At 71.6% G+C, this 20586-nt stretch carries 16 protein-coding genes; 13 read left to right on the forward strand and 3 right to left on the reverse strand.

Annotation, left to right across the window (positions count from 1 at the left end):
• Positions 1 to 77 precede the first annotated feature (77 nt).
• From ACFVQ0_RS34640 to ACFVQ0_RS34650, 3 genes are all read right to left on the reverse strand, one after another.
• The gene (locus ACFVQ0_RS34640; protein WP_390093148.1) at positions 78 to 1628 is read right to left on the reverse strand and encodes a long-chain fatty acid--CoA ligase; all 1551 of its coding nucleotides are present in this window, start codon (positions 1626 to 1628) and stop codon (positions 78 to 80) included.
• Positions 1628 to 2914, reverse strand: a complete 1287-nt coding sequence (gene hemA / locus ACFVQ0_RS34645) for a 5-aminolevulinate synthase (protein WP_390093149.1) — start codon at positions 2912 to 2914, stop codon at positions 1628 to 1630. Before hemA ends, ACFVQ0_RS34640 begins: the two co-directional genes overlap by 1 nt.
• A gap of 70 nt (positions 2915 to 2984) precedes the next feature.
• A complete protein-coding gene (locus tag ACFVQ0_RS34650; RefSeq protein ID WP_390093150.1) occupies positions 2985 to 4559 on the reverse strand; it encodes a class I adenylate-forming enzyme family protein in 1575 nt (524 codons plus the stop codon).
• 403 nt (positions 4560 to 4962) lie between these two features.
• Here ACFVQ0_RS34650 and ACFVQ0_RS34655 point away from each other — a divergent pair, with 403 nt between their 5' ends.
• From ACFVQ0_RS34655 to ACFVQ0_RS34715, 13 genes are all read left to right on the forward strand, one after another.
• Positions 4963 to 5520: a DUF3291 domain-containing protein gene (locus tag ACFVQ0_RS34655; protein WP_390093151.1), complete on the forward strand. Its 558-nt coding sequence runs from the start codon at positions 4963 to 4965 to the stop codon at positions 5518 to 5520.
• A gap of 116 nt (positions 5521 to 5636) precedes the next feature.
• Positions 5637 to 6905 (forward strand): tryptophan 2,3-dioxygenase, encoded by a 1269-nt coding sequence (locus ACFVQ0_RS34660; RefSeq protein WP_390093152.1) that lies wholly within the window; start codon positions 5637 to 5639, stop codon positions 6903 to 6905.
• 33 nt (positions 6906 to 6938) lie between these two features.
• Positions 6939 to 7799, forward strand: a complete 861-nt coding sequence (locus ACFVQ0_RS34665) for a hypothetical protein (protein ID WP_390093153.1) — start codon at positions 6939 to 6941, stop codon at positions 7797 to 7799.
• 19 nt (positions 7800 to 7818) lie between these two features.
• Complete coding sequence (locus tag ACFVQ0_RS34670) at positions 7819 to 8115, forward strand: acyl carrier protein (RefSeq protein ID WP_390093154.1); 297 nt, start codon at positions 7819 to 7821, stop codon at positions 8113 to 8115.
• Complete coding sequence (locus tag ACFVQ0_RS34675; protein WP_390093155.1) at positions 8112 to 12488, forward strand: amino acid adenylation domain-containing protein; 4377 nt, start codon at positions 8112 to 8114, stop codon at positions 12486 to 12488. Before ACFVQ0_RS34670 ends, ACFVQ0_RS34675 begins: the two co-directional genes overlap by 4 nt.
• 8 nt (positions 12489 to 12496) lie before the next feature.
• Positions 12497 to 13765 (forward strand): hypothetical protein, encoded by a 1269-nt coding sequence (locus ACFVQ0_RS34680; RefSeq protein WP_390093156.1) that lies wholly within the window; start codon positions 12497 to 12499, stop codon positions 13763 to 13765.
• A gap of 59 nt (positions 13766 to 13824) precedes the next feature.
• Complete coding sequence (locus ACFVQ0_RS34685; protein WP_390093157.1) at positions 13825 to 14895, forward strand: SAM-dependent methyltransferase; 1071 nt, start codon at positions 13825 to 13827, stop codon at positions 14893 to 14895.
• A complete protein-coding gene (locus ACFVQ0_RS34690; protein ID WP_390093158.1) occupies positions 14895 to 16250 on the forward strand; it encodes an MFS transporter in 1356 nt (451 codons plus the stop codon). The genes ACFVQ0_RS34685 and ACFVQ0_RS34690 overlap by 1 nt, the downstream gene beginning before the upstream one ends.
• A gap of 52 nt (positions 16251 to 16302) precedes the next feature.
• Positions 16303 to 17043, forward strand: a complete 741-nt coding sequence (locus ACFVQ0_RS34695; protein WP_390093159.1) for a GNAT family N-acetyltransferase — start codon at positions 16303 to 16305, stop codon at positions 17041 to 17043.
• Positions 17044 to 17071: 28 nt separating this feature from the next.
• The gene (locus ACFVQ0_RS34700) at positions 17072 to 18361 is read left to right on the forward strand and encodes a hypothetical protein (RefSeq protein WP_390093160.1); all 1290 of its coding nucleotides are present in this window, start codon (positions 17072 to 17074) and stop codon (positions 18359 to 18361) included.
• A 103-nt stretch (positions 18362 to 18464) separates the two neighbouring features.
• Entirely contained in the window at positions 18465 to 18836 is a 372-nt protein-coding gene (locus ACFVQ0_RS34705) for a cupin domain-containing protein (RefSeq protein WP_390093161.1), read from the forward strand.
• Positions 18833 to 19861, forward strand: a complete 1029-nt coding sequence (locus ACFVQ0_RS34710; RefSeq protein WP_390093162.1) for a pyridoxal phosphate-dependent aminotransferase — start codon at positions 18833 to 18835, stop codon at positions 19859 to 19861. The genes ACFVQ0_RS34705 and ACFVQ0_RS34710 overlap by 4 nt, the downstream gene beginning before the upstream one ends.
• A 28-nt stretch (positions 19862 to 19889) precedes the next feature.
• Positions 19890 to 20579 carry a GNAT family N-acetyltransferase gene (locus ACFVQ0_RS34715; protein WP_390093164.1) on the forward strand — a complete coding sequence of 230 codons (690 nt, stop codon included), beginning with the start codon at positions 19890 to 19892 and terminating at the stop codon, positions 20577 to 20579.
• Positions 20580 to 20586: the final 7 nt, after the last annotated feature.

Here is a 20586-nt window from a genome sequence, read left to right on the forward strand (position 1 = left end):
AGCTGCCCCCTATTGTTACGTTCGATGCTTGAACGGAGGGGTAGCACCCGCAGCCGTGCCGCGGGTGCTACGCCAATTCATGCCGCTGCCTGCGGAGAATGTTTCTCGTATTTCTCCACGAGCGTTCGCTTGAGAACCTTTCCACTGGTTCCCAGCGGGAGAGCGTCGACGAATTCGACTCGCCGTGGGTACTTATATGCGGCGAGACGCTGTCTGCCCCATTCGATGATCTCCTCGTCCGATCCGGGTGTGCCGTCCGCAGGGCGGGCGGGCACGACGATCGCCCAGACCTCCTCACCGAGCACGGGGTGCGGGACACCGATGACCGCGACCTGTGCCACGGCCGGATGCCCGACGAGGATCTCCTCTATCTCGCGCGGATAGACGTTGTAACCGCCGCGCAGGATGAGGTCCTTCTTGCGGCCCACGACCGAGAGGTAGCCGTCGCCGTCCAGCCTGCCGAGATCGCCGGTACGGAACCAGCCGTCGACCAGCACCTCGGCGGTGAGGTCCGGGCGGCCGAGGTATCCGGCCATGACGTTCTGGCCCCGCACCACGATCTCGCCCACTTCGCCGACGGGCAGGAGGTCGATCCCGTCGGCGTCCGGCCCGGCCGTTCCGACGGTGATGCCGGTGATGGGAACACCGACCGTTCCGGGGCGAAACGTCAGGCCGGGGTAGTGGTAGGCGACGCTGCATGAGGTCTCGGTCATTCCGTAGCCCTCGTACACAGGGCATCCGAACGTGTTCCGGACAGCCTCAAGGGTCTTGACGGGAAGCGCCGAGCCTCCGCTGTACACGCGGTCGAGGTGAGGGACCTGTTCTCCCCGATCCACCGCGTCGAGCAGCTTGGAGTACATGGTCGGCACGCCCATGAACACCGTGCACCCGTGTTCCGTCATCAGTGCGAGGGCCTCCGGGCCGGAGAACTTCGGCATCATGACGAGGGAAATACCGGCCCGGAAGCCGGTCAGCATTCCGCAGATCTGGCCGAATCCGTGCGCCAGCGGCAGGCAGCTGAGCAGGACGTCGTCACCCCGGAACGCATAGGGGGTGGTGACCATCCGCTCGACGTTGTACAGAATGTTCCGGTGGGTGAGCATCACGCCTTTCGGCTCACCCGTCGTACCGGATGTGTAGAACACGACCGCGACATCGTCGGGCCCCGGCACGACGGCTTCGTCGACCGGCGCCGTGCCCTGTGCCGCGTGCTCCAGGTCGACCGTGCCCTCGGGGCCCGGACCGACGGTGAGGAGCAACGTGCCGCGCCGCTCCGCCGCCTCGCTCGCCCGGTCGAGCAAGGAGGCGGCGCACACCAGGTATCGGGCGTCGGCGTCGGCCAGTACGTGATCGATCTCCGCCGCCGTCGCCATGACGTTCAGCGGGATCACGACGGCACCGGCCGCCAGCACGCCGAAGTACACGACGGGGAACTGCGGGGTGTCGACCAGCAGCATGGCGACCCGGTCCCCCGGCCGTACGCCGTTGTCACGCAGCACCGCGGCGTAGCGGCGGGCCTGGTCCCACAGCCACCCGTACGTGAAGTGCTCGGACTCGTGGACAACGGCCGGGTGTTCGGGACGCCGTTCCGCCGTGCCGGCCAGTACGCCGACGACTGACATGGTCATTACACCAGCGCTCCGGCTTTCGCCTCGGTGCGGATGCCGGCGCCGCAGAGCTCGGACTCGAACCAGTCCCGGGCAGTCGCGGTCGGGATGTTCAGCTCCTGCCAGATTCCCCGGAGGGCCTGGGCGAAGTTCTCGACGTCGCTCTGGTTGTGCACGGCGGACGGGGCGATCCGCAGGATCTCCTCACCCGCGGGCACGCTCGGGGCGTTGATGGACTGGACGTAGATCCCGTGCCGGTCGAACAGCAGCTGGGACGCCCGCTTGCACAGCTCGTCGTCACCGACGAAGGCCGCGACGATGTGGGAGTCCGTCGAGACGAACGGGATGTCGGCGTCGATCAGGAGGCTGTGCAGAAGCCGCGCGTTCTCCGAGAGGAGCTTCCGCTCGACGTCGGAGGACCGCAGGTACTGGACCGACGCCAGCGCGGCGGCCGCGACCGCCGGCGGCAGCGAGGTGGTGAAGACGAACGAACGAGCGTAGGTCCGCACCGCGTCCACGAGGGCCGCCGGTCCCGCGATGTAGCCGCCGACCGTTCCGAACCCCTTGGCCAGGGTGCCCATCACGACCGTGAAGCGGTCGGCGATGCCTTCCCGCGCGGCGATGCCGGCGCCCTGCGGGCCGTACATGCCGACCGCGTGGACCTCGTCGATGAAGGTCGTGGCACCGTACTTGTCGGCGATGTCGGCGATCTCGGCGAGCGGCGCGACGTTGCCCGACATGGAGTAGACCGATTCCACCACGATGAACTTCGGGGCGTCGGCGGGAGCCGCCGCGATCAGCTCTTCGAGGTGGGCGACGTCGTTGTGCCTGAAGACGTGCTTCTGCGCGCCGCTGTGCCGGAGTCCGTCGATGATCGAGGCGTGGTTCTTCGCGTCGGAGAACACGACGGTGTCCTTCGGCATCCCCGCCAGCACGGTGAGGGCGCCTTCGTTGGCGGTGTAGCCGGAGGTGAAGAGGAGCGCGGTCTCCTTGCCGTGCAGATCCGCCAGTTCGTTCTCCAGGCGGACGTGGTGGTGGTTGGTCCCACCGATGTTCCGGGACCCTCCGGAGCCTGCGCCATGGGTCTCTATCGCGGCCTGCATCGCGTCGATGACCTGCCGGTTCTGGCCCATGCCCAGATAGTCGTTGCTGCACCAGACATTTACTTCCGAGTCCACCCCGTCACGCCGGGCGGAGGCCATGGGGTAGTGACCGGAACGACGGCCGATCTCCAGGAACTCGCGCTTGCTTTCAGCGAGATCTCCTGCGGTTTTGCCATTCAGGTAGGACGCCAGGTGAACGTTCATTTACTCGCCTTCTCGACGTAACGGCTGGACTGACCTGCACACGAGGTCGCCAGGGATTGCGGGACAGCCCCTAAGAAAACTGCGACTTCAGGAGCTCCTTGTCGGGCTTGCCGTTGCTGTTCATCGGCAGCACGCTCAAGACGTGTATCTTCTCGGGCACATGAATCGGAGAGAGCGCCTCGGTTATTCCCGAGCGAATGTCCTCCACTTCGACCACCTCAGCCGGATCGCATTCGATCGCAGCGTGGATGTGCTCGCTTCCGTCCGCGTCCCGGACGCTGTAGACGGCGGCGTGCCGGACGCCCGGGTGGGAAAGGATTTCCGCCTCAAGAACGATGGGATGTACCTTGACGCCGCCCACCTTGATGACATGGGCAGCCCGGCCCATGAGCGTCAGATAGCCTCGCTCGTCGATAAAGCCGATGTCTCCGGTGGAGTACCAGCCGTCACGAAGAACTCGTGCCGTCAATTCCGGGTCCCCGTGATAGCCGTCCATCATCTGAGGAGAACGGACGTGAACCTCGCCGGTCTCGCCGGTCGCCAGCTGCGCACCCGTAGCCTGGTCGCAGACGGCGATCTGCACACGGGAGAAGGGCCGGCCGACGGTGGCGGCAAGATCCGGGTCACCGTGCTCCGAAGGCGCCAGGGTCGTAATTCGACCGCATTCGGTCGCGGCATACCCCTGCCACAGGACAGGACCGAAGATCCGGAAGCCCTGGCCGAGTCTCGCGGGTGCCGCGGGACTGCCGCCGTAGACAATCCGCTTCAGTGAGCCCAGGCCCGCGGCCGCCACCGCTTCAGGGTCGCGGATTCCCCGTTCGACCAGGTGGTCGATGAGCTGGAACACGTGGTTCGACGCCATGAACGTCCACGAGACCTCCTTCGTCCCGGAGACGGTCTCCACGAGCTTCTCAGGGTCGAAACTCTCGTGGAGGTACAGCGCTCCGCCCAGCGCGAGGACCGCGTCCGCCAACGGCGCGACGCTGTGGCTCAGCGGGGTCGCCAGAAGTATCGTCGCGCAGTCGGCCTCACGGGCGAGCTCCATCCAGCCGCTCCGGGTGGCTTCCCACGCACCGCCCGACAACCGGATGCCCTTGGGCCGTCCGGTGCTGCCGCTGGTGTAGCCGATGAAGGCCGGCGCGTCCGGCTCCCACGGCGCCACGTCCGGGACATCGGCGGCATCGGCCCGCCCCGCCTCTTCGCGCGCGATGCGCGTGACCGGGACCCCGCTGCCGTCAGCGAGCTCCGTCGCGCGCTCCGAGCCTTCGGCGTCGGCGTAGATGGTCACGGCGTCGGTCTCGCGCAGGATCTGGATCTGGTGATCCAGCGGAAGAACCGTCGCGGTGGTACCGGGGTTGGTCGTCCGCAGATAGGACACGGCGCCGCCGAGCAGATGCGTCGCGTACCGCGCGGTGAGCATCTCGGGGCTGTTGGGTGCGACCAGAATCGCGACCATATCCCCCTTGCCCACCCCGCTGTTGCGCAGCGCCAGGAAGATGTCAGTCACGGACTGAATCAGATCACTGCCGGAGAAGGCCTTACCGCGCCAATGGGCGACATCCTGGTCCGGTGCTGCTGCGAACAGCGAAAGTATCTCGGAGACATAACTCTGACTTTTACTCCACCAATGTCCGGGCAGGCTCATGGGACCTTCCATAGCGATGTCATCCGATTGGGCGGTTTAATCTTCGACATCCAATGGAATGGCGTCAACCTTGTTCCGCCGGGTCTCTAGCGACCGTCATGCGTTTCTTGAACGCATGACTCCGAATGCTTCTTCGAAGCACGGGGTCCCACCTGCGGCGTGCAGCACATCTGTGCGATTGCATTCTTCCGGCAGTAGGCCGACCACCGCCCCGGAGCCCACCAGGACCTGCGCAAGAGGCCACTATGTCGGGGAAAAAGCAACTTCGACATCCCTCACAGAGGCAGCTACCTTCACCTGGTCTTTGGCGATTGCGAACGATCGGTCACGCTCCACCAATCCTGACCTCACACGTCAGCCGCCGAACCGACTCCGCACCAGGCACCCAACCAGGGAGAGGCCCATGCCCCATCTCGCTCTCTACACATTCGGCGTCCTGAAGTCACCCCTCGCCGATCCCGCGCCTCTGACGCGCGAGTTCCACGACAGCAGTGAGGCCATTTACCGGAAGATCGGCCGGCACCCCGGATACCTCGCCCGCGCCGAACCGGCAGAGGGCGGCCAGGGCACACTCTTCGAACTGGAATGGGGCGAATGGGGGAAGTTCGTCGTACCGGGCTGGTACGCCAAGGGCCATACGGCGGAGACCATCGCCCTGGCCGCGACCCTCTCCCTCTGGACCGATATTCGACCCGTCTTCGACGCCCTCTACACCGGTCTGCACCGCACGGCGCTGAACAGGCGCTACGACTGGTTCGAGCGGACGGAACACCCCGGCTACGTGTTCTGGTGGGTGCCCGACGGCGTGAAACCCACCTGGCAGGACGGGGTTTCGAGGCTGGAGCACCTGCACGCCCACGACTCCGCACCGCACGCCTTCACCTTCCAGCGCTCGTTCGACCCGGAGGGAACTCCGACGAGCCTCAAGGACACCGGGCCGCGGCGCGACCAGGTGCACTGACGAACCGTCACCTCCGGTACCGGTGCCAGTAGTCGGTGTGGAGCGAAACTTGAGCGTTCTTCCAGGGCCTCCAGCGAGCCTCGAATCATCCATCGCCGGGCCCAAGGAGAATCGAGATGGAAGAGACCGACGCACCGCTGTCGCACGAACTCTCCGACTGGTGCCGTTCCGGAGGGGCGGGGGACTTCCCGTACACCGGCGTCATCGACCGGCTCCGTGCCGTGGGCAAGCACTTTCTCGACGAAGAGCTCCTGACGCTGCTCTCGGAGTGCCGCACCGTGTTCGACGAGGCGTCCTCCAGCGGCGGCGAAGACATCCCCGACACCTTCGTCGGGCCCTTCCTCGACGTCCTCCTGGACAAGTTCGACGGCCGTTACGACTACCCCAGCTACACGGCGCTGGCGGTGCTGCGCCGGGGCGCGCCCGGAAGCCGATCGGGCTGGGAGGAGCTGCGCCGGCACCGCGACCGCACGGTACTGCTGCTGCTCGCCGACCTGATCGGCTTCGAACGCCACGTACTGGAGGGCACCCCCCGCGACCCGCGGGGGATGCTCCCGGGCGATCTCCTCCTGAACAAGCGGCTGCGGCTCGCGACCAGGGTCATGGAACCGGCCGCGCTGCGTGTGCTGGACGGAGCCGTCGACCCCGTCGTCGTCGCCGCGACACCGGGCCGCACCCCGGCCGGAGAGCTCGCGGACGCCGTGCTGGACACCGCCACCGCCGGCGAACGGCTGATGCTGCGCACCAGTCTTCAGCCCGTCTACGTCCTGCACGACGAGTACCTGTTCCTGCGCGTGCTCCAGTCCTTCGAGACCACCTTCGCCTTCATGTCGGCCACGCTGGACGAGGCGGTGCGCACCCTGCGCGGCGAGCAGCCGGGGGACGCCGCCGCGCTGGTCGCCGCGGTCACCGACGTACTGCGCGAGTCACTGCCGCTGTTCTCGTTGCTCGCCACCATGCAGCCCGAATCGTTCCAGGTGTTCCGGCAGTTCACGGACGGCGCGAGCGCCATCCAGTCCGAGGGCTACAAGACCTTCGAGTCGTACTGCTCCACCCCGGTTCGAGCGAGGCTGGAGTCATCCGCGTTCCTCTCGGTTCCTGACGTGCGCAGCGCAGTGCTGGCCGGACGGGAGACCGTCGAGGGCACCTGGGAGAACGTGATCTCCAGCGGATGGCTTCCGGAGCCGGACGCAGCGGTTCTGCGGGCCGCCGCCCTTCAGCTGGAGGGGGTGCACCAGCGGTGGAAGCAGACCCACTACCGGCTGGCCGTACGGATGATCGGCACCAGGAGCGGCACCGGCTCCACCGAGGGCGTGCCCTATCTGGCGTCGGTGATCTCCCATCGGCTGTTCCCCGCCATGGAACAGCAGCCGGCCGTCGGCTGACCACGATCAGCGAACCGGAGGACACCGAAGCTCATGAGCAAGAGAGCCACAACCGGACGGCCGGGTACCGCCCGCCGCGCACTGAATCCGGACGCCGCGGATCCGCAGCTCGTCTACGAGTACGACCGGGGCAGCAACTACGAGCAGGACACCCGGCTCACCACGGCGCTGTCCGCCCTCCTCCCGGAGGACCAGCTCATCCACCCCGACCAGCGGCTGTTCCAGTCGGTGCACCTGATCACCGAGTACGCGTGGGCCGCGATGCACTTCGAGATGGGCCGCGCGGTGGCCCTGCTGGACGACGGCGATCCGCTGCTGGCCACACAGGTGCTGGAGCGTGCCGCCTCGCTGGGCCGCATACCGGTGCAGGCGCTGGACACCCTGGTGGAGTTCCTGCCGCAGACCGGCCTGCTGACCATGCGTGACACCTTCCCCGAGAACACCACGGGGCTGGACTCCCCCGGGGCGCGCAATCTGCGCCGCGCGGCGCAGCCCCTGTGGCGGGCCTTCACCCGGGCGCTGGAGCGCGCCGGTCTCACCTCTGAGGACCTGATCACGGCGCAGGGCAGGCTCGCGGCGCCGGCCGACGACGAGCGGATCGCGGCCGATCTCGCGCTGGTGCGGCAGGGCCTGATCCGGCTGGACGGGGCCGTCGCGGACTGGAAGCAGCTCCATCTGCGCATGGTCTGGGGCCAGTTGGGCGGGCATCCCGAGGCCGAGCCGCACTCCGTGGCCGGCGGGGGCTGCCCCGCGGTCCCGACGAGTCTGCGCGGGGAGTCCACCGTCAGCCTCGTCCGGATGTCCGAGCGCACCCTCTTCCCCCAGCTCTGGGACGCCGTGGATGCCACCTACCGCCGTTTCGTCCCTCCCGTCCCCGCTGACGCGGCGTCCTGACCACGTAAGGAGTCTCCCCATGACATCGGCGCTTCCCACCGACGGTGCGACGAGCGAGCTGGCGTCGCTGGTGCGCACCGCCTGGACCGAGAGCCTGGGCCACGACGAGTTCCACGACGACGAGAACTTCTTCGTGGTCGGCGGTCACTCGATGTGCGCGGTGCGGATCGTGCGCACACTCAAGCAGGAGCTGGGGACGTCGCTGACGGTACGCCAGTTCTTCGCGCACCCGACCGTGACCGAGCTGGCGGCCTTCCTCGCCGGGGCCCTCCCGGTCAGCGGTGACATCGGGACGCGTGCGGGGGCCGGGGCGTGACCGCGGCCTCCTCCGCACAGCTGGAGATCTGGCTGGCCGACCGCTGCGAGCCCGAGTCCGGCCGTTACAACATCGCCGTCTGCCTGGAGTTCCTCGGCGGCCTCGACGACCGGGCGCTGCGCGCGGCCCTGGCCGATGTGCTGGAACGCCACCCGGCGCCGGCCGGGCGGTTCGAAACGGTGCGGGGCACGCTGCACCACACCGCGGAGCCCGATGTCGCGGTGCCGCTGCACATCGCCGTGCGTCCCGGCCGGTACGACCGCGAGGCGGCGCTCGCCGACGCCGCCCGTGCCTCGGCCCGCCCGCTGGACCCGGGCACCGCACCGCTGCTGCGGGCCGAGGCGCTCCGGTTCGACGACGGGGCCCTGGTCACGGTGACGGTGCATCACCTCGTGGCCGACGGCCGGTCCACCGAGGTGCTCACCGAGGACCTGATCACCGCGTACCGGGCCCGGCACGCGGGCGGCGACCCCCGCTTCGTGCCGGTGCCGGTGCCGGAACCGCAGCCCGTGGCGACGGCCCCCGACCCGTACTGGACGACGCTGCTGGAGGGCGAGCCCGCGCGGCTGGCCCCGCTGCCGGACCGGTTGCGTGCCGAGGAGAGGATGCGCGGCCCGGCGGGCTGGACCGAGCGGGAGCTGGACAGCGGCAGGCTCGCCGAGGTGCGTTCGCTCGCCGCCCGCGAGGGTGTCAGCCCGGCGATGGTCCTGCTCGCGGTGTGGAGCCTGCTGCTGCACGCCTGGTCCGGGGAGGACGACGGGGTGCTCGGCATGCCGTTCGCCGGGCGGCACGATGCGGGCCAGGACGACGCCGTCGGCCTGTTCACCCGTGTGCTGCCCGTCCGTTCCGTGCACGAGGCGGCCCGGCCCTTCGCGGACTACGCGGCCGCGCTCGGCGAGCAGGTCCTCGAATCCATGGAGGCCCACGCGACGTCGGGCGACCTGCCCCCCGGCAGCGCCCCCGTCCACTCGGCGGTCTTCCTGCACCAGCCGCAGCCCGCATCGGCCTGGCAGGTGCCGGGTGCCGAGGTGCGGCTGCTGCACCCGGAGAGCGCGGCGGCCAAGTACGACCTGGCGTTCGCGGCCGTGGAGGCCCCGGACCGGCTCGTGCTGCGCATCGACTACGACCAGGACCTGTACGCGCCCGCCACGGCCGAGCTGATGGCGGAGCAGATCGACCGGATGCTGGCGGCGGCGTCCCGTCCCGGCATCACCTGCCGCGCGCTGCTGACCTCCCTCGCGGCGGCGCCGGACGCCGCCGCCGTCGCCCCGAGTGCGCCGGTGACCGCGGCGACCGTGCCAGAGCTGGTGCTGGAGCAGGCGCGCCGCGCCCCCGACTCCCCCGCCGTCGTGCACAACGGGACCCGGCTGACCTACGGCGAACTGGTGCGGGACGCCGTGCGGATGGCGCACTGGCTGCGCGTCGAGGGGGTGCGCACCGACGATGTCGTGGCGCTCCTGCTGCGTCCGGGCCCGGCCACCGTCACCGCCATGCTCGCGGTGGGGCTGGCCGGTGCCGCGTACCTGCCGCTCGACCCCGCCTACCCGGACGCCCAGCTGGAGCTGGTGGTCTCCGACGCCCGCCCCCGGCTCCTGATCGCAGAGCCGGGCGAGGAGCACCGGGTCACCGGGCTGCCCGTGCACACCCCGGAGGCGATCCGGGCGGCGGCCAGGCCGCTGCCGGTCGTCGCACCGGCCACCTCCGCCGGGCCCGAGACGGCCTTCAACGTGCTCTACACCTCCGGCTCGACGGGCCGTCCGAAGGGGGTCGTGCTGCCGCACGGCGGGGTGCTGCGGATGATGCACCGCCCCGAGTTCGTGCCGCTGGGCCCCGACGACACCGTCTCGCACCTGTCCCCCTTGAACTTCGACGGCGCGACGTACGAGATCTGGGGCGCGCTGACGCACGGCGCGAAGCTCGTCGTGCTCGACAAGGAGCTCGTGCTCAGCCCGCGCGAGCTGCGCACCGCGGTCCGCGCGCACGGGGTGACCACCCTGCTGGTCACCACTCCGCTGCTGAACCGGCTGATCGAGGACACCCCCGACCTGCTCCAGTCGCTGCGCCGCGTCTACTTCGGCGGCGAGATCATCTCCGTACCGCACATCCGCAAGGCCCTGCGCTGGGCGCGGCCGGGCACTCTGCTGCACAGCTACGGGCCGACGGAGAACTCCTTCACCTCTTCCTGGCACCCCATCGAGGAGGTGCCGCAGGGCGCGCGCACCGTGCCGATCGGCCGCGCGGTGCCGGACACCCGGCTCCATGTGGTCCTGGAGGGCACGCTGATCCCCGCGCCGGTGTACGTGCCCGGTGAGCTGGTGCTCGGCGGCGCGGGCGTGGCCCGGGGCTATCTCGGTGATCCGCGCCGCACCGCCGAGCGTTTCGTGCCCGACCCCTTCGGCGACGAGCCCGGGGCGCGGCTGTACCGCACCGGGGACCGGGTGCGGTGGGCCGCCGACGGGCAGCTGGAGTTCATCGGCCGCGCCGACAACCAGGTCAAGATCCGTAGTCAGCGGGTCGAGCTGGGCGAGGTCGAGGCGGCCCTGCGCGCCCACCCGCAGGTGCGGGGGGCGTTCGTCACGACCCGGATCAACGGCGCCGGGGAGAAGGAGATCGTCGGTTACGCGGTCCTGGACCGTCCGTCGGCGCTGGAGGGCGTACGGAACCATCTCCGCGCCGTGCTGCCCCAGTTCGCCGTGCCCTCGCATCTGCTGGCCCTGGATGAGCTGCCGCTGACCCCGAACGGCAAGATCGACCGCAAGCGGCTGCCCGCGCCCCCGGACGCGACGACGCCCGCGCCGGTCGCGGAGTCCGTGGCACCGGGACCGGCCGCTCCGCGGGAGGAGCCGGCGGGTGGCGTCACCGGTGCGGTGCTCAAGGCCTGGCGGAAGGTGCTGCCGGGCCGGGTCTTCGACCGGGAGACCAACTTCTTCGACGCGGGCGGCCATTCGCTGCTGCTGGTCAAGCTCCAGGACGCGCTGCTGGAGACCACCGGCACCGCACCGTCCGTCTCCGAGCTGATGCGGTCCACGAGTGTCCGCTCGCAGGCCAGGCTCATCGGCGGCACGGCCGCCGGCGAGGAGGCCACCGAGCCGGAACGGGCCCCCCGTGCGACGGTCCGCGAGGAGGACGACGCGATCGCCGTGATCGGGATGGGCGCCCGGTTCGCCGGCGCCCCCGACCTGGCCGCCTACTGGGACAACCTGGTGGCGGGCCGCGACTGCTTCACCGAGGGCCCCGGCCCGTTGGTGACCGAACGGGGCGACGGCACCCGCCGGGTGGCCCGCTGGGGGATGCTCGCCGACGGCACGGGGTACGACGCCGGGCTGCTCGGGCTCACCGCCGACGACGTCGAATCGGGCGACCCCCAGCACGGTGTCCTGCACGAGGTGCTGTGGGCGGCCGTCGAGGACGCTTCGCTGCGGCTGTCCGACATCGCGCACCGCACCAGCCTGTACGCGGGCTGCCCCCGGCTCGCGCACACCGACGGCGAGGCCCGCGTCGACGACGTGGTCAGTGTCGACCCGACGTTCGTGGCGTCCCGCTTCGCGTATCTGCACGACCTGTGGGGCGAGGCACTGCTGCTCGACACCGCCTGCTCCACCGGGCTGTACGCCGTGCACCTGGCCAGTCGGGCGCTGCTGCGCCACGAGAGCGACTACGCGCTGGCCGGGGCGGTCTCGCTCGACGGCGAGTCCGACGGTTCGTACGTCTACCGGCCCGGCCTGCTGTACGCGGACGACGGGGTCTGCCGCCCCTTCGACAGGCGGGCCTCCGGCACCGTGGGCGGGTTCGGGGCGGGGGCGCTGCTGCTGCGCCGGCTCTCCGACGCCGAGCGGGACGGTGACCCGATCCACGCGGTGATCCGGGGCAGCGCGGTCAACAACGACGGCCGCGAGCGCGTCGGTTACTCGGCCCCCGGGATCGAGGGCCAGGCCCGGGTGATCCGCCGGGCCGTCGCCGCCGCCGGGGTCACCGGGGCCGACATCGGTTACGTGGAGGCGCACGGGACCGGCACCCGGCTCGGCGACGCGATCGAGGCGACCGCGCTGGGCGCGGCGCTGGGCACCTCGGGCCCGCAGGTGGCCGTCGGCGCCGTGAAGGCGTCCATCGGGCACTGCAACACGGCCGCGGGGATCGCCGGGCTGATCAAGACGGTGCTCGCCGTGCACCACGGAGTGCTCCCGGCGACGCCCCACGTGAGCGAACCGATCGACGAACTCTCCGGACAGGGAGGCCGGTTCGCCCTGCTGACGGAGGGCCGGTCCTGGGACACCCCGGCCGGACGCCCGCGCACGGCGGGGGTCAGCTCGTTCGGGGTCGGCGGCACGAACGCCCATGTGGTCGTGCAGGAACACGTACGGGAGAGGGTGTGAGCACCGCGATGGAGACAACGTTTCCGGCAGGGCCCAGGGCGCCGCGGGTACTGGCGGTGTCCGCCCGCGACGAGCGGACCGCGGCGGCGGCGGCCGTCCGGCTCGCGGACCGGCTGGCGGCGGACCCGTCGCTGGACCCCGACGACGTGGCACTCACCCTCGCGCACGGGCGGGAGCGGTTCGCCGTCCGGCACGCGGTGACCGGGACGACCGGCGCCGAACTGGCGGACGCGCTGCGGGAGTCGGCGGCGCGCCCGCGCCGGACGGCTGCGGTGCCCGGCCTGGTCCTCGACCTCGGTGACGGCTCCGCGCTGCCCGGCACGCCCCCGCTGGCGCAGGCCGTGGAGGCGGCCGCCACCGCCGGGGACCTCGGTCTGGGGCAGGCCGCCCGAACGGCGGCGGTGCTGTACGGCACGGCGTCCTGGCTGGCCGCGCACGGGCTGCGTCCGGACACGGTTCTCGGCCGGGGGCCGGCTGCCGCCGCCGCCTCGGCGCTCCGCGGTGAACTGTCGCTCCCGGACGCGCTGCGGGCGGCGGCGACAGCCGCCGGGACCCCGCGGGCGGAGACTCCTGAGGGGGAGGTACTGGTGGTCCGGCTGGATGCCGGCACCGCCGAAGCGGGCGTCCTGTGCCTCGACCCCCTCGATCCGGCCTCGTACGCGCGGCTCTTCGCCGCGCTGTGGGAGCGGGGCTTCGACGTGGACTGCACGCTGGGGCGCGGCGGGCGCCGGGTGCGGCTGCCCGGCTACCCGTTCCAGCGCTCCGGCTCCGTCACCGGCACGATCCCGCCCGGACTGCGCCCGCTCACCCCGCACGAGCAGCGCTGGCTCTTCCACGACCTGGTGCGCTCGGGGAGCGCGGCCGAGCACACCCTGTGCGCGACGGCCGCCCTGCCGGGACCGATACCCGGCGGCCCGGCCGCCGACGCCGCGCTGGCCGCGCTCCAGGACCGTCACCCGGAGCTGCGCACCGTCTTCACCCGGGACGGCGGCCGCTGGTTCGCCCGCGTGTCCGGCCGGCCGGTGGAGGTGACGGTGCTCGCTCCGGACGCCGGTGCCGGGCCGGCCGACCGGGTGCGGGCCGCCACCGCGGAGAGCACGTTCGCCGCGGCGGACGTTCCGCTGATCCGCTGTGCCCTGGCCCCGGCGGGTGACGGCTGGGCGGTGGCGCTGGCCGTCTACGCGCCGGTCGCCGGTTCCTCGACCGCCGAAGAACTGCTCACCGAATGGTGCGAGCTCGCCGGAACACCGCTCCGGCCGGCCGCCGCGCACGCCTGACCCCTGATCGCTGAACCCCCGTCCCCTTTCCCGTACTCGTACTTCCGAAAGGAACCGCTATGACCACCGCCCAGGACCTCACCGCCGCGGTGCCCGTTCCAGCCGACTGGGCCGGGGCCGCGCCCGCGCCGATCGGCGTGGACCAGGCCTTCAACGGCTATGTCGCCGGCACCGTCATCAACGCCCTCGACCGGCTCGGGATCTGGGAGCGGCTGGCCGCCGATCCGCTGCTCGACCTGCGCGTCCTCGCCGCCGAGATCGGCCCCGCCGTCCGTGAGCGGGAGCTGCGCGAGATCGTAAGGGCCGCGGCGACCTGTGGCTGGGTCCGGCTCCAGAACGACGGCCACACCGCGCTGCTGACCACCGCCGGCCAGGAGGTCATCCGCATGCGCGGGTACTTCACCTGGGGCGTCGGCGGTTACAACGAGGTGCTCGCGCAGGCCCACCGCATCGTGGCCGGCGAGGCCGAGTTCGGCACGGACGTGCTGCGCGACGAGGCGATGGTGGCGCTCGGCTCCGGTCAGAACGACCGCTCCTTCATGGCCGGCACCCTCGACTCGGTCCTGGCCGATGTGGACTTCTCCGTCCTCGCCGACCTCGGCAGCGGCATCTCCGCGCGGGTCTCGCGGGTGGTCGGCGAGCGCCCCGGCACCCGGGGGCTGGGGCTGGACATCAGCGGTCCGGCCACGGAGCTCGGCCACCGCACGATCGCGGAGGCGGGCCTGGCCGACCGGGTCCGGGCGATCCGGACAGACGTGCTGGACGTGTGCCACCGGGCCGCGCACCGCGAGACCCTCGCCGAGGTCGACACGGTGATGAGCTTCTTCCTGCTGCACGACCTGCTGGCGGATCCCGAGACCCGGCCGCACACCTTCACCCGGTTGCGTGAGGCGTTCCCGGCGGCCCGCACGTTCGTCTTCGCGGACACGATGCTGCGGCCGGACTCCGAGAACTCGTCGGCACTGCCCGTCTTCTCCCTCGGCTTCGAACTGGCCCACGCGCTCATGGGTGTTCCGCTGCACACCAAGGAGACGTACGAGGAGCTGTTCGCCGGAGCCGGTCTGGTGCCGCGCCGCGTCGTGCCGTTCGGCACCCCGCACTCGTGGCTGTACGTGCTGGAGGCCCAGTGATGGCCAGTCCCCTCGCGACCCTGCGGGAGTTCTCCCCGCGCACCCGTGTCGTCCTCTCCGTCAACGCCCTCAACTCGTTCGGCGGCGGCCTGGTCCTGCCGTTCCTGTGGATCTACCTCAGCGAGGTGCGCGGTCTGCCCGCCTGGGTGCCCGCCGTGACGCTCGCGGTGCAGGCGGCCACGGCCGTCGTCGGTGGGCTGTTGTGGGGCTCGCTGCTCGACCGGTTCCCGCCGCGCACCACGGTGCCCGTGGTGATGGCCGTCGCGGGCGTCGGCACGGCGCTGTACGCGCAGGCGACCGGTGTGTACACCGCGCTGGCCGCGGCCCTGGTGTACGGCTTCGGGATCAGCGGCGTCGGCACGGTGCTGCGCTACCTGTACGCGGGGGCCGCCTCCGCGCGGGAGCGGGGCCTGGCCTACTCCGCCGACTACGCGGTGTTCAACGCCATGACCGGGCTCGGGGTGCTCGTCGGCGGGCTGGTGGCGTCCATGGACGTCGGCTCGCGCGCGGTCCGGTTCACCGTGCTCTACCTGGCGGACGGGGCGACGTTCCTGCTGGCCGGCACGGCGCTGTTCTGGCTGCTGCCGAAGGTGGTCGAGGCGGCCGGGAAGAGGGCCGCGGAGAGCGCCGCCGGCAAGCGCCGGGCCGGCTACCGCGAGGTGCTGACCCAGCGTCATATCGGCTTGCTGCTGGCCGCGCTGGCGGTCTGCTCGCTGGTCTCGTACGGACAGTTCCGCTCGGGTCTGCCGGGCTATCTGACGCAGGGCGGGGCGCTCGGTCCCGAAGGCATCTCCGGTGCCTTCGCGGTCAACATCCTGGTCGCGGTGGGTGCCCAGGTGCTGCTGGCCGACCGGATTCAGCGGATCCGCCGCAGCACGGTGTTCGCCGTCTCCGGCGCGGTGTGGGCCGTGGCCTGGGCGCTGGTCCTGGCCGCCGGGCTGCGGGACGGCGGCAGCGCGCTGGTCCTGGCCATGGCCGGGGTGGTGCTGCTCTCGGTGGGCGAGGCGCTGGTCTTCCCGGTAGTGACGTCGCTGCTGAACGACCTGGCGGCCGAACACATCAGGGGCCGGGTCAACGCCCTGCTCTCGGTCGCCGTCTCGACCGGCTCCGTGGCCGGACCTGCGCTCGCCGGTGCCCTGCTGCCCTGGGCGGACGGCCTCGGCCTGATGGCGGCACTGCTGGCCGGCTGCCTGGCGGTCGTCGCCGTGGCCGTACGGCTGCGCACGGTGCTGGGCCTGCGGGTGGACCTGCCGGCGCCGGAGGAGAAGGCGGCCGAAGAGGCGGACGTTCCCGCGGCCGCCGCGCCGTCCGCGCCGGATCCCGTCGCCGCCGGATCGGCCACGGCGTCCGTATGACGGTCCGGGCCGCCCGGACCCCCGATACGAAGCAAACGAGGTACTGCCCATCATGAACAACTGGCCGCTTACCGGGATCAGTGTGCGCACATCGCGCGTCGAGCTGCGCTGGCCCACGCCCGAGGATCTCGACGCGCTCGCGGACCGGGCGACCGAGGGCGTCCACGCCCCCGGCTTCATGCCGTTCTTCTCGCAGTGGACGGACGGCACCCCCGAGGTGGTCGCCCGCCGCGTCCTCCAGCGCCACTGGCACGCCATGGCCACCTGGACCCCCGAGGACTGGACGCTCTTCCTGGTCGTGGTCGCCGACGGTGAGGTCGTCGGTTCGCAGAGCCTGGGTGCCCGGGACTTCGGCGTCACCCGGGAAGTCCTGCTGACGTCGTGGCTGACGCTCGGCCGGCAGGGCGAGGGCCTCGGCGGACACGCCAGGGCGGCCGCACTGGAGCTGGCCTTCACCGGGCTCGGCGCCGACCAGGCGTTCTCCGTCGTGCGGCGCGGCAACGACGCCTCCCAGGGCGTGTGCGCCAAATTCGGCTTCGAGCCCGACGGCAGCCAGATCAACGCGGTCCGTGGCGAACAGGTGGTCAGTGACCGCTTCCGGCTCTCCCGGCAGCGCTGGTCGGCCCACCGTTCCATCGAGGCGGAGGTGGGCGGAACCGCCGCCGCGCTGCCGCTGTTCGGGGTGGCGGGCCCGGTCACCGTCCGGAGTGCGGCCACCGTCCCCGGTGCCCCCGTGGCGAGCGTGCTCTCCGGAGTGCGGTACGCCGAAGAGTCCGACCAGTCCGCCGCCTGACCGCACCCCGCCCCCAAGGACGTGACCCATGTCTGAGCATCCCGTCATCGCCGTCGTCTACGACCGGGGCTCCGCCTTCCTCCTCGACATCGTGGAGGGCCTGGCCGCCCTGGGCGATCCCGTCCTGGCCCTGTGGCCCGGCGACCACGCCGACGAGGTGGCGCCGCTGGCCGAGGAGCTGGCCCCGGTCGTCCGGCTGGACGCCACGGATCACGACGTGTCGGCCCGGCGGCTCGCCGCCCATGCCCCGGACGCCATCCTGACCTTCAGCGAGTCCAGGCTGTCGGTCACCGCCGAGATCGCCGAACGCCTCGGCCTTCCGTACCACTCACCGGCCACGGTGGAGCTGCTGCGCGACAAGTACGCGCAGCGCCGCCGGCTGCGGGAGCGGGGCGCCGACTCCGTACGCTCGTTCGCGGTGCGCCGTCCGGGCGACTGGGCGGAGGCGCTGGCGGCCGTCGGGCTGCCCGCCGTGCTCAAGCCGATGTGCGGTGAGAGCAGCCGCAGCACCCATCTGGTCGAGGACGCGGACCGGGGCGCCGCCCTGGTCGCGGAGCTCCTGTCCGGGGCGGGCGGGGAGGACGCGCTGGTGCTGGAGGAGTATCTGCGGGGCCGGGACTGCGGGCCGCTGGGTGACCACATCTCCGTGGAGTCGGCGGTGACCGGGGGCCGGGTCTCGCACTGGGCGGTGACCGGGAAGTTCCCGCTGGAGCCGCCGTTCCGCGAGGTGGGGCATCTGCGCCCGGCGCCGCTGGCGGCGGCGGAGCGTGCGGCGGCGCTGGATGTGGTGACCGCGGCCCTGCACGCGCTGGACATCACCACCGGCATCACCCACACCGAGCTGAAGCTGACCGCCGAGGGCCCGAGGATCATCGAGGTCAACGGAAGGCTCGGCGGATTCCAGCCCCAACTCGCCCATCTTGCAGGCGACTTCGACGCGGTCACGCTCGCCGGACGGGTGGCACTGGGCGAGGACGTCTCAGCGGTGCGGGCCGATGAGCGGCGGGTGGTGTTCGCCCGGGTGGTGCCCGTACCGCCCGGCGGCGGCACCTATGTCGGCGTGCACGGGATGCGCGACGCGCTCGCCGTGGACGGTGTGGAGAAGATCGTCATCCCTCGCCTGCCGGGGGCCCGGCTGCCCGTCGGCGTACAGACCGGCGAACTCGCCTGGGTGGAGGGCACGGCCACGGACCACGAGACCATGCAGCAGGTGATCCAGCGCGCGTTCTCGCTCCTCTCGTTCACGATCGCGGGCCCGGACGGCGAACACCGCACCGTGACCCCGGAAGGTCTCGCCGCTCCGGTGCCCGTGGGGTGAGCCTCCCGGGGGCTGCCGTACGTGGTGCTCCAGCACCGCTCAAGCGGCGTCGTCCACTCTGGTCACCGTCCACGGACCGGAGCCGGAAGAGGGAGTGGCCTGCGTGGCAACCGCTGAGATCCGCACTGACATCCCACAGTTCCTGCCGGTGGCCGGCCACCACCAGCCGGCCCCCTTCTACCTCACCGCGGACATGTTCGGCGGTGTGCCGGTCCAGGTCGCGGGCGGGCCCGTCGACCATCTGGTGGGCAAGCCCGTCGCCGATCCGCACCGGCACGAGGTGGCCGAGATCTACTTCCTCGTCTCACCCAACCCGGGCGGCGCCCGCATCGAGGTGACCGTCGAGGACGAGACACACGAGTTGTCCTCCCCGGCGCTGCTGCGTGTGCCGGCCGGCGCCGAGCACCGCTTCGTCACGCTGGAGGCGGAGCCCGGAAGTTACTGCTTCGGCATCCTGCTGGGAGACGCGGCATGACGGTCGCCGCCGTGCGTACCGGTCCGGCCCGGCTGCATCTGAGCGAGAACGCCCACGGCGCCAGCCCGCTGGCGCTGCTGGCCGCGCACGACGCCCTCGACCCGACCGCCGTCTACCCCGATCCGGCCCGCTCGGCGCCCGTACGGGCCATCGCGGAGCGGCTCGGCGTCGGGGAGCACCAGGTGGCCGTCGCCAACGGCAGCGACGAACTGGTGCTGCTGTCCGCGCTGGCGCTCGGCGACCGGAGCCGTCCCGGGGTCACCACGGCGGGGACCTTCCCCGGCTACCGCGTCTGTCTGGAGGCAGTGGGGCGCGGCTGCGAGGAGATCCCGCTCGACGGTGTCCACGTGGACGCCGGAGCCGTCGCCGCCGCGATGGAGCGGGCGGGCATCGTCTACATCTGTCACCCGCACAACCCGACCGGTGCCGTGCTGGACCGCGACCGCATGGAGCTGCTGGTCGAGCGGGCCGCCGTCACCGGCACTCCGCTGGTGGTCGACGAGGCGTACCTGGAGTTCGCCCCGGCGGGCACTCCCCGGCTGCGCGACTACCTGGGCAGCGGTGCCCCGCTGCTGTCGCTGCGGACGTTCTCCAAGGCGTACGGGCTGGCCGCCCTGCGGATCGGTTACGCCGTGGGCAGCCCGGAGCTCGTCGCCCGGCTGCGCGAGGTCCAGGGCACGATGCCGTTCAGCGCGAACGCCGTCGCCCAGGCCGCCGCCGTGGCCGCGCTCGCGGACCGCGACCACCTGGACGAGGTGCGACGGCAGAACGCCCTGCAACGGGCCTGGTTCCGCGGCGAACTGGAGCGCAGGGGGCGGCGGTCGCTGCCCTCCGCGACGAACTTCGTGGCCATTTCGGTCTCCGACTCGGCCGAGGCCGAACGGCTGCTGGAGCGGGACCATGACATTCTCGTCCGCGACGCCGGGCGTTTCGGATGTGCCGGATATCTGCGGGTCTCCCTCGGATCCGCCAAGGATCTGGTGCGGCTGATGGACGCCCTCGACCTGATCGACCCTGTCGGCTGACGGGCCGTACACCCCCATGGAGAACTCTGTGACGCACGCAGTCATCGTCAACGACCGGCAGCAGTACGCCCTGTGGCCGACCGGTACCGGTCTGCCCGACGGCTGGCTCGCCACCGGCTGGACCGGCGGCGAGCAGGCCTGTCTCGACCGGATCTCCGAGCTGTGGAAGGACGGCCGCCCCGCCGCGGTGCGCCGCGCGGTCGCAGAGGACGCCGCGCGCCCCGCCGTGCAGCTGCTGGTGACCCCGCGGCTGTGGCTGCGCGAGGTGCTGCCGGAGGAGGCCGGGCAGCTCACCGAGGGCGGCACGGCCGGGCTCGAATGGCTGGGCGGCACGCCCAGCGCGGAGACCCGGATCGCGGCGAAGATGCTCACCCGTGCCGCCGCCGCCGGGGCGCATGTGCCCGGCTGGGGCATGTATCTGCTGCTCCGGGCGGAGGACGTCGTGGTGGTCGGCGCGATGGGCTTCCACGGTCCGCCCACCGACGGCTCCGCTGAGATCGGCTTCGACCTCACCGAGCAGGCCAGGGGCCAGGGTTACGCCACCGAGGCGCTGGGCGAGCTCGCCGCCTGGACGCTGCGGCAGAGCGGGCTCAGCACGGTCGTCGCCACGACCACGGAGGACAACGTCACATCGCAGCGCGTCATGGAACGCGCGGGCTTCGAACTTCAGCCCGAGCGCGACCAAGAAGGGCTGCTCGTCTACCGGCTCACCCGCTGACCGGTTG

This window comes from Streptomyces sp. NPDC057900, assembly GCF_042887885.1.
Taxonomy (GTDB): Bacteria; Actinomycetota; Actinomycetes; order Streptomycetales; family Streptomycetaceae; genus Streptomyces.

Excerpts from the sequence above, each read along its gene's own strand:
- ACFVQ0_RS34640 (WP_390093148.1), bottom strand. The coding sequence starts at position 1,628 with ATGACCATGTCAGTCGTCGGCGTACTGGCCGGCACGGCGGAACGGCGT.
- hemA (WP_390093149.1), bottom strand. The coding sequence starts at position 2,914 with ATGAACGTTCACCTGGCGTCCTACCTGAATGGCAAAACCGCAGGAGAT.
- ACFVQ0_RS34650 (WP_390093150.1), bottom strand. The coding sequence starts at position 4,559 with ATGAGCCTGCCCGGACATTGGTGGAGTAAAAGTCAGAGTTATGTCTCC.
- ACFVQ0_RS34655 (WP_390093151.1), top strand. The coding sequence starts at position 4,963 with ATGCCCCATCTCGCTCTCTACACATTCGGCGTCCTGAAGTCACCCCTC.
- ACFVQ0_RS34660 (WP_390093152.1), top strand. The coding sequence starts at position 5,637 with ATGGAAGAGACCGACGCACCGCTGTCGCACGAACTCTCCGACTGGTGC.
- ACFVQ0_RS34665 (WP_390093153.1), top strand. The coding sequence starts at position 6,939 with ATGAGCAAGAGAGCCACAACCGGACGGCCGGGTACCGCCCGCCGCGCA.
- ACFVQ0_RS34670 (WP_390093154.1), top strand. The coding sequence starts at position 7,819 with ATGACATCGGCGCTTCCCACCGACGGTGCGACGAGCGAGCTGGCGTCG.
- ACFVQ0_RS34680 (WP_390093156.1), top strand. The coding sequence starts at position 12,497 with ATGGAGACAACGTTTCCGGCAGGGCCCAGGGCGCCGCGGGTACTGGCG.
- ACFVQ0_RS34685 (WP_390093157.1), top strand. The coding sequence starts at position 13,825 with ATGACCACCGCCCAGGACCTCACCGCCGCGGTGCCCGTTCCAGCCGAC.
- ACFVQ0_RS34690 (WP_390093158.1), top strand. The coding sequence starts at position 14,895 with ATGGCCAGTCCCCTCGCGACCCTGCGGGAGTTCTCCCCGCGCACCCGT.
- ACFVQ0_RS34695 (WP_390093159.1), top strand. The coding sequence starts at position 16,303 with ATGAACAACTGGCCGCTTACCGGGATCAGTGTGCGCACATCGCGCGTC.
- ACFVQ0_RS34700 (WP_390093160.1), top strand. The coding sequence starts at position 17,072 with ATGTCTGAGCATCCCGTCATCGCCGTCGTCTACGACCGGGGCTCCGCC.
- ACFVQ0_RS34710 (WP_390093162.1), top strand. The coding sequence starts at position 18,833 with ATGACGGTCGCCGCCGTGCGTACCGGTCCGGCCCGGCTGCATCTGAGC.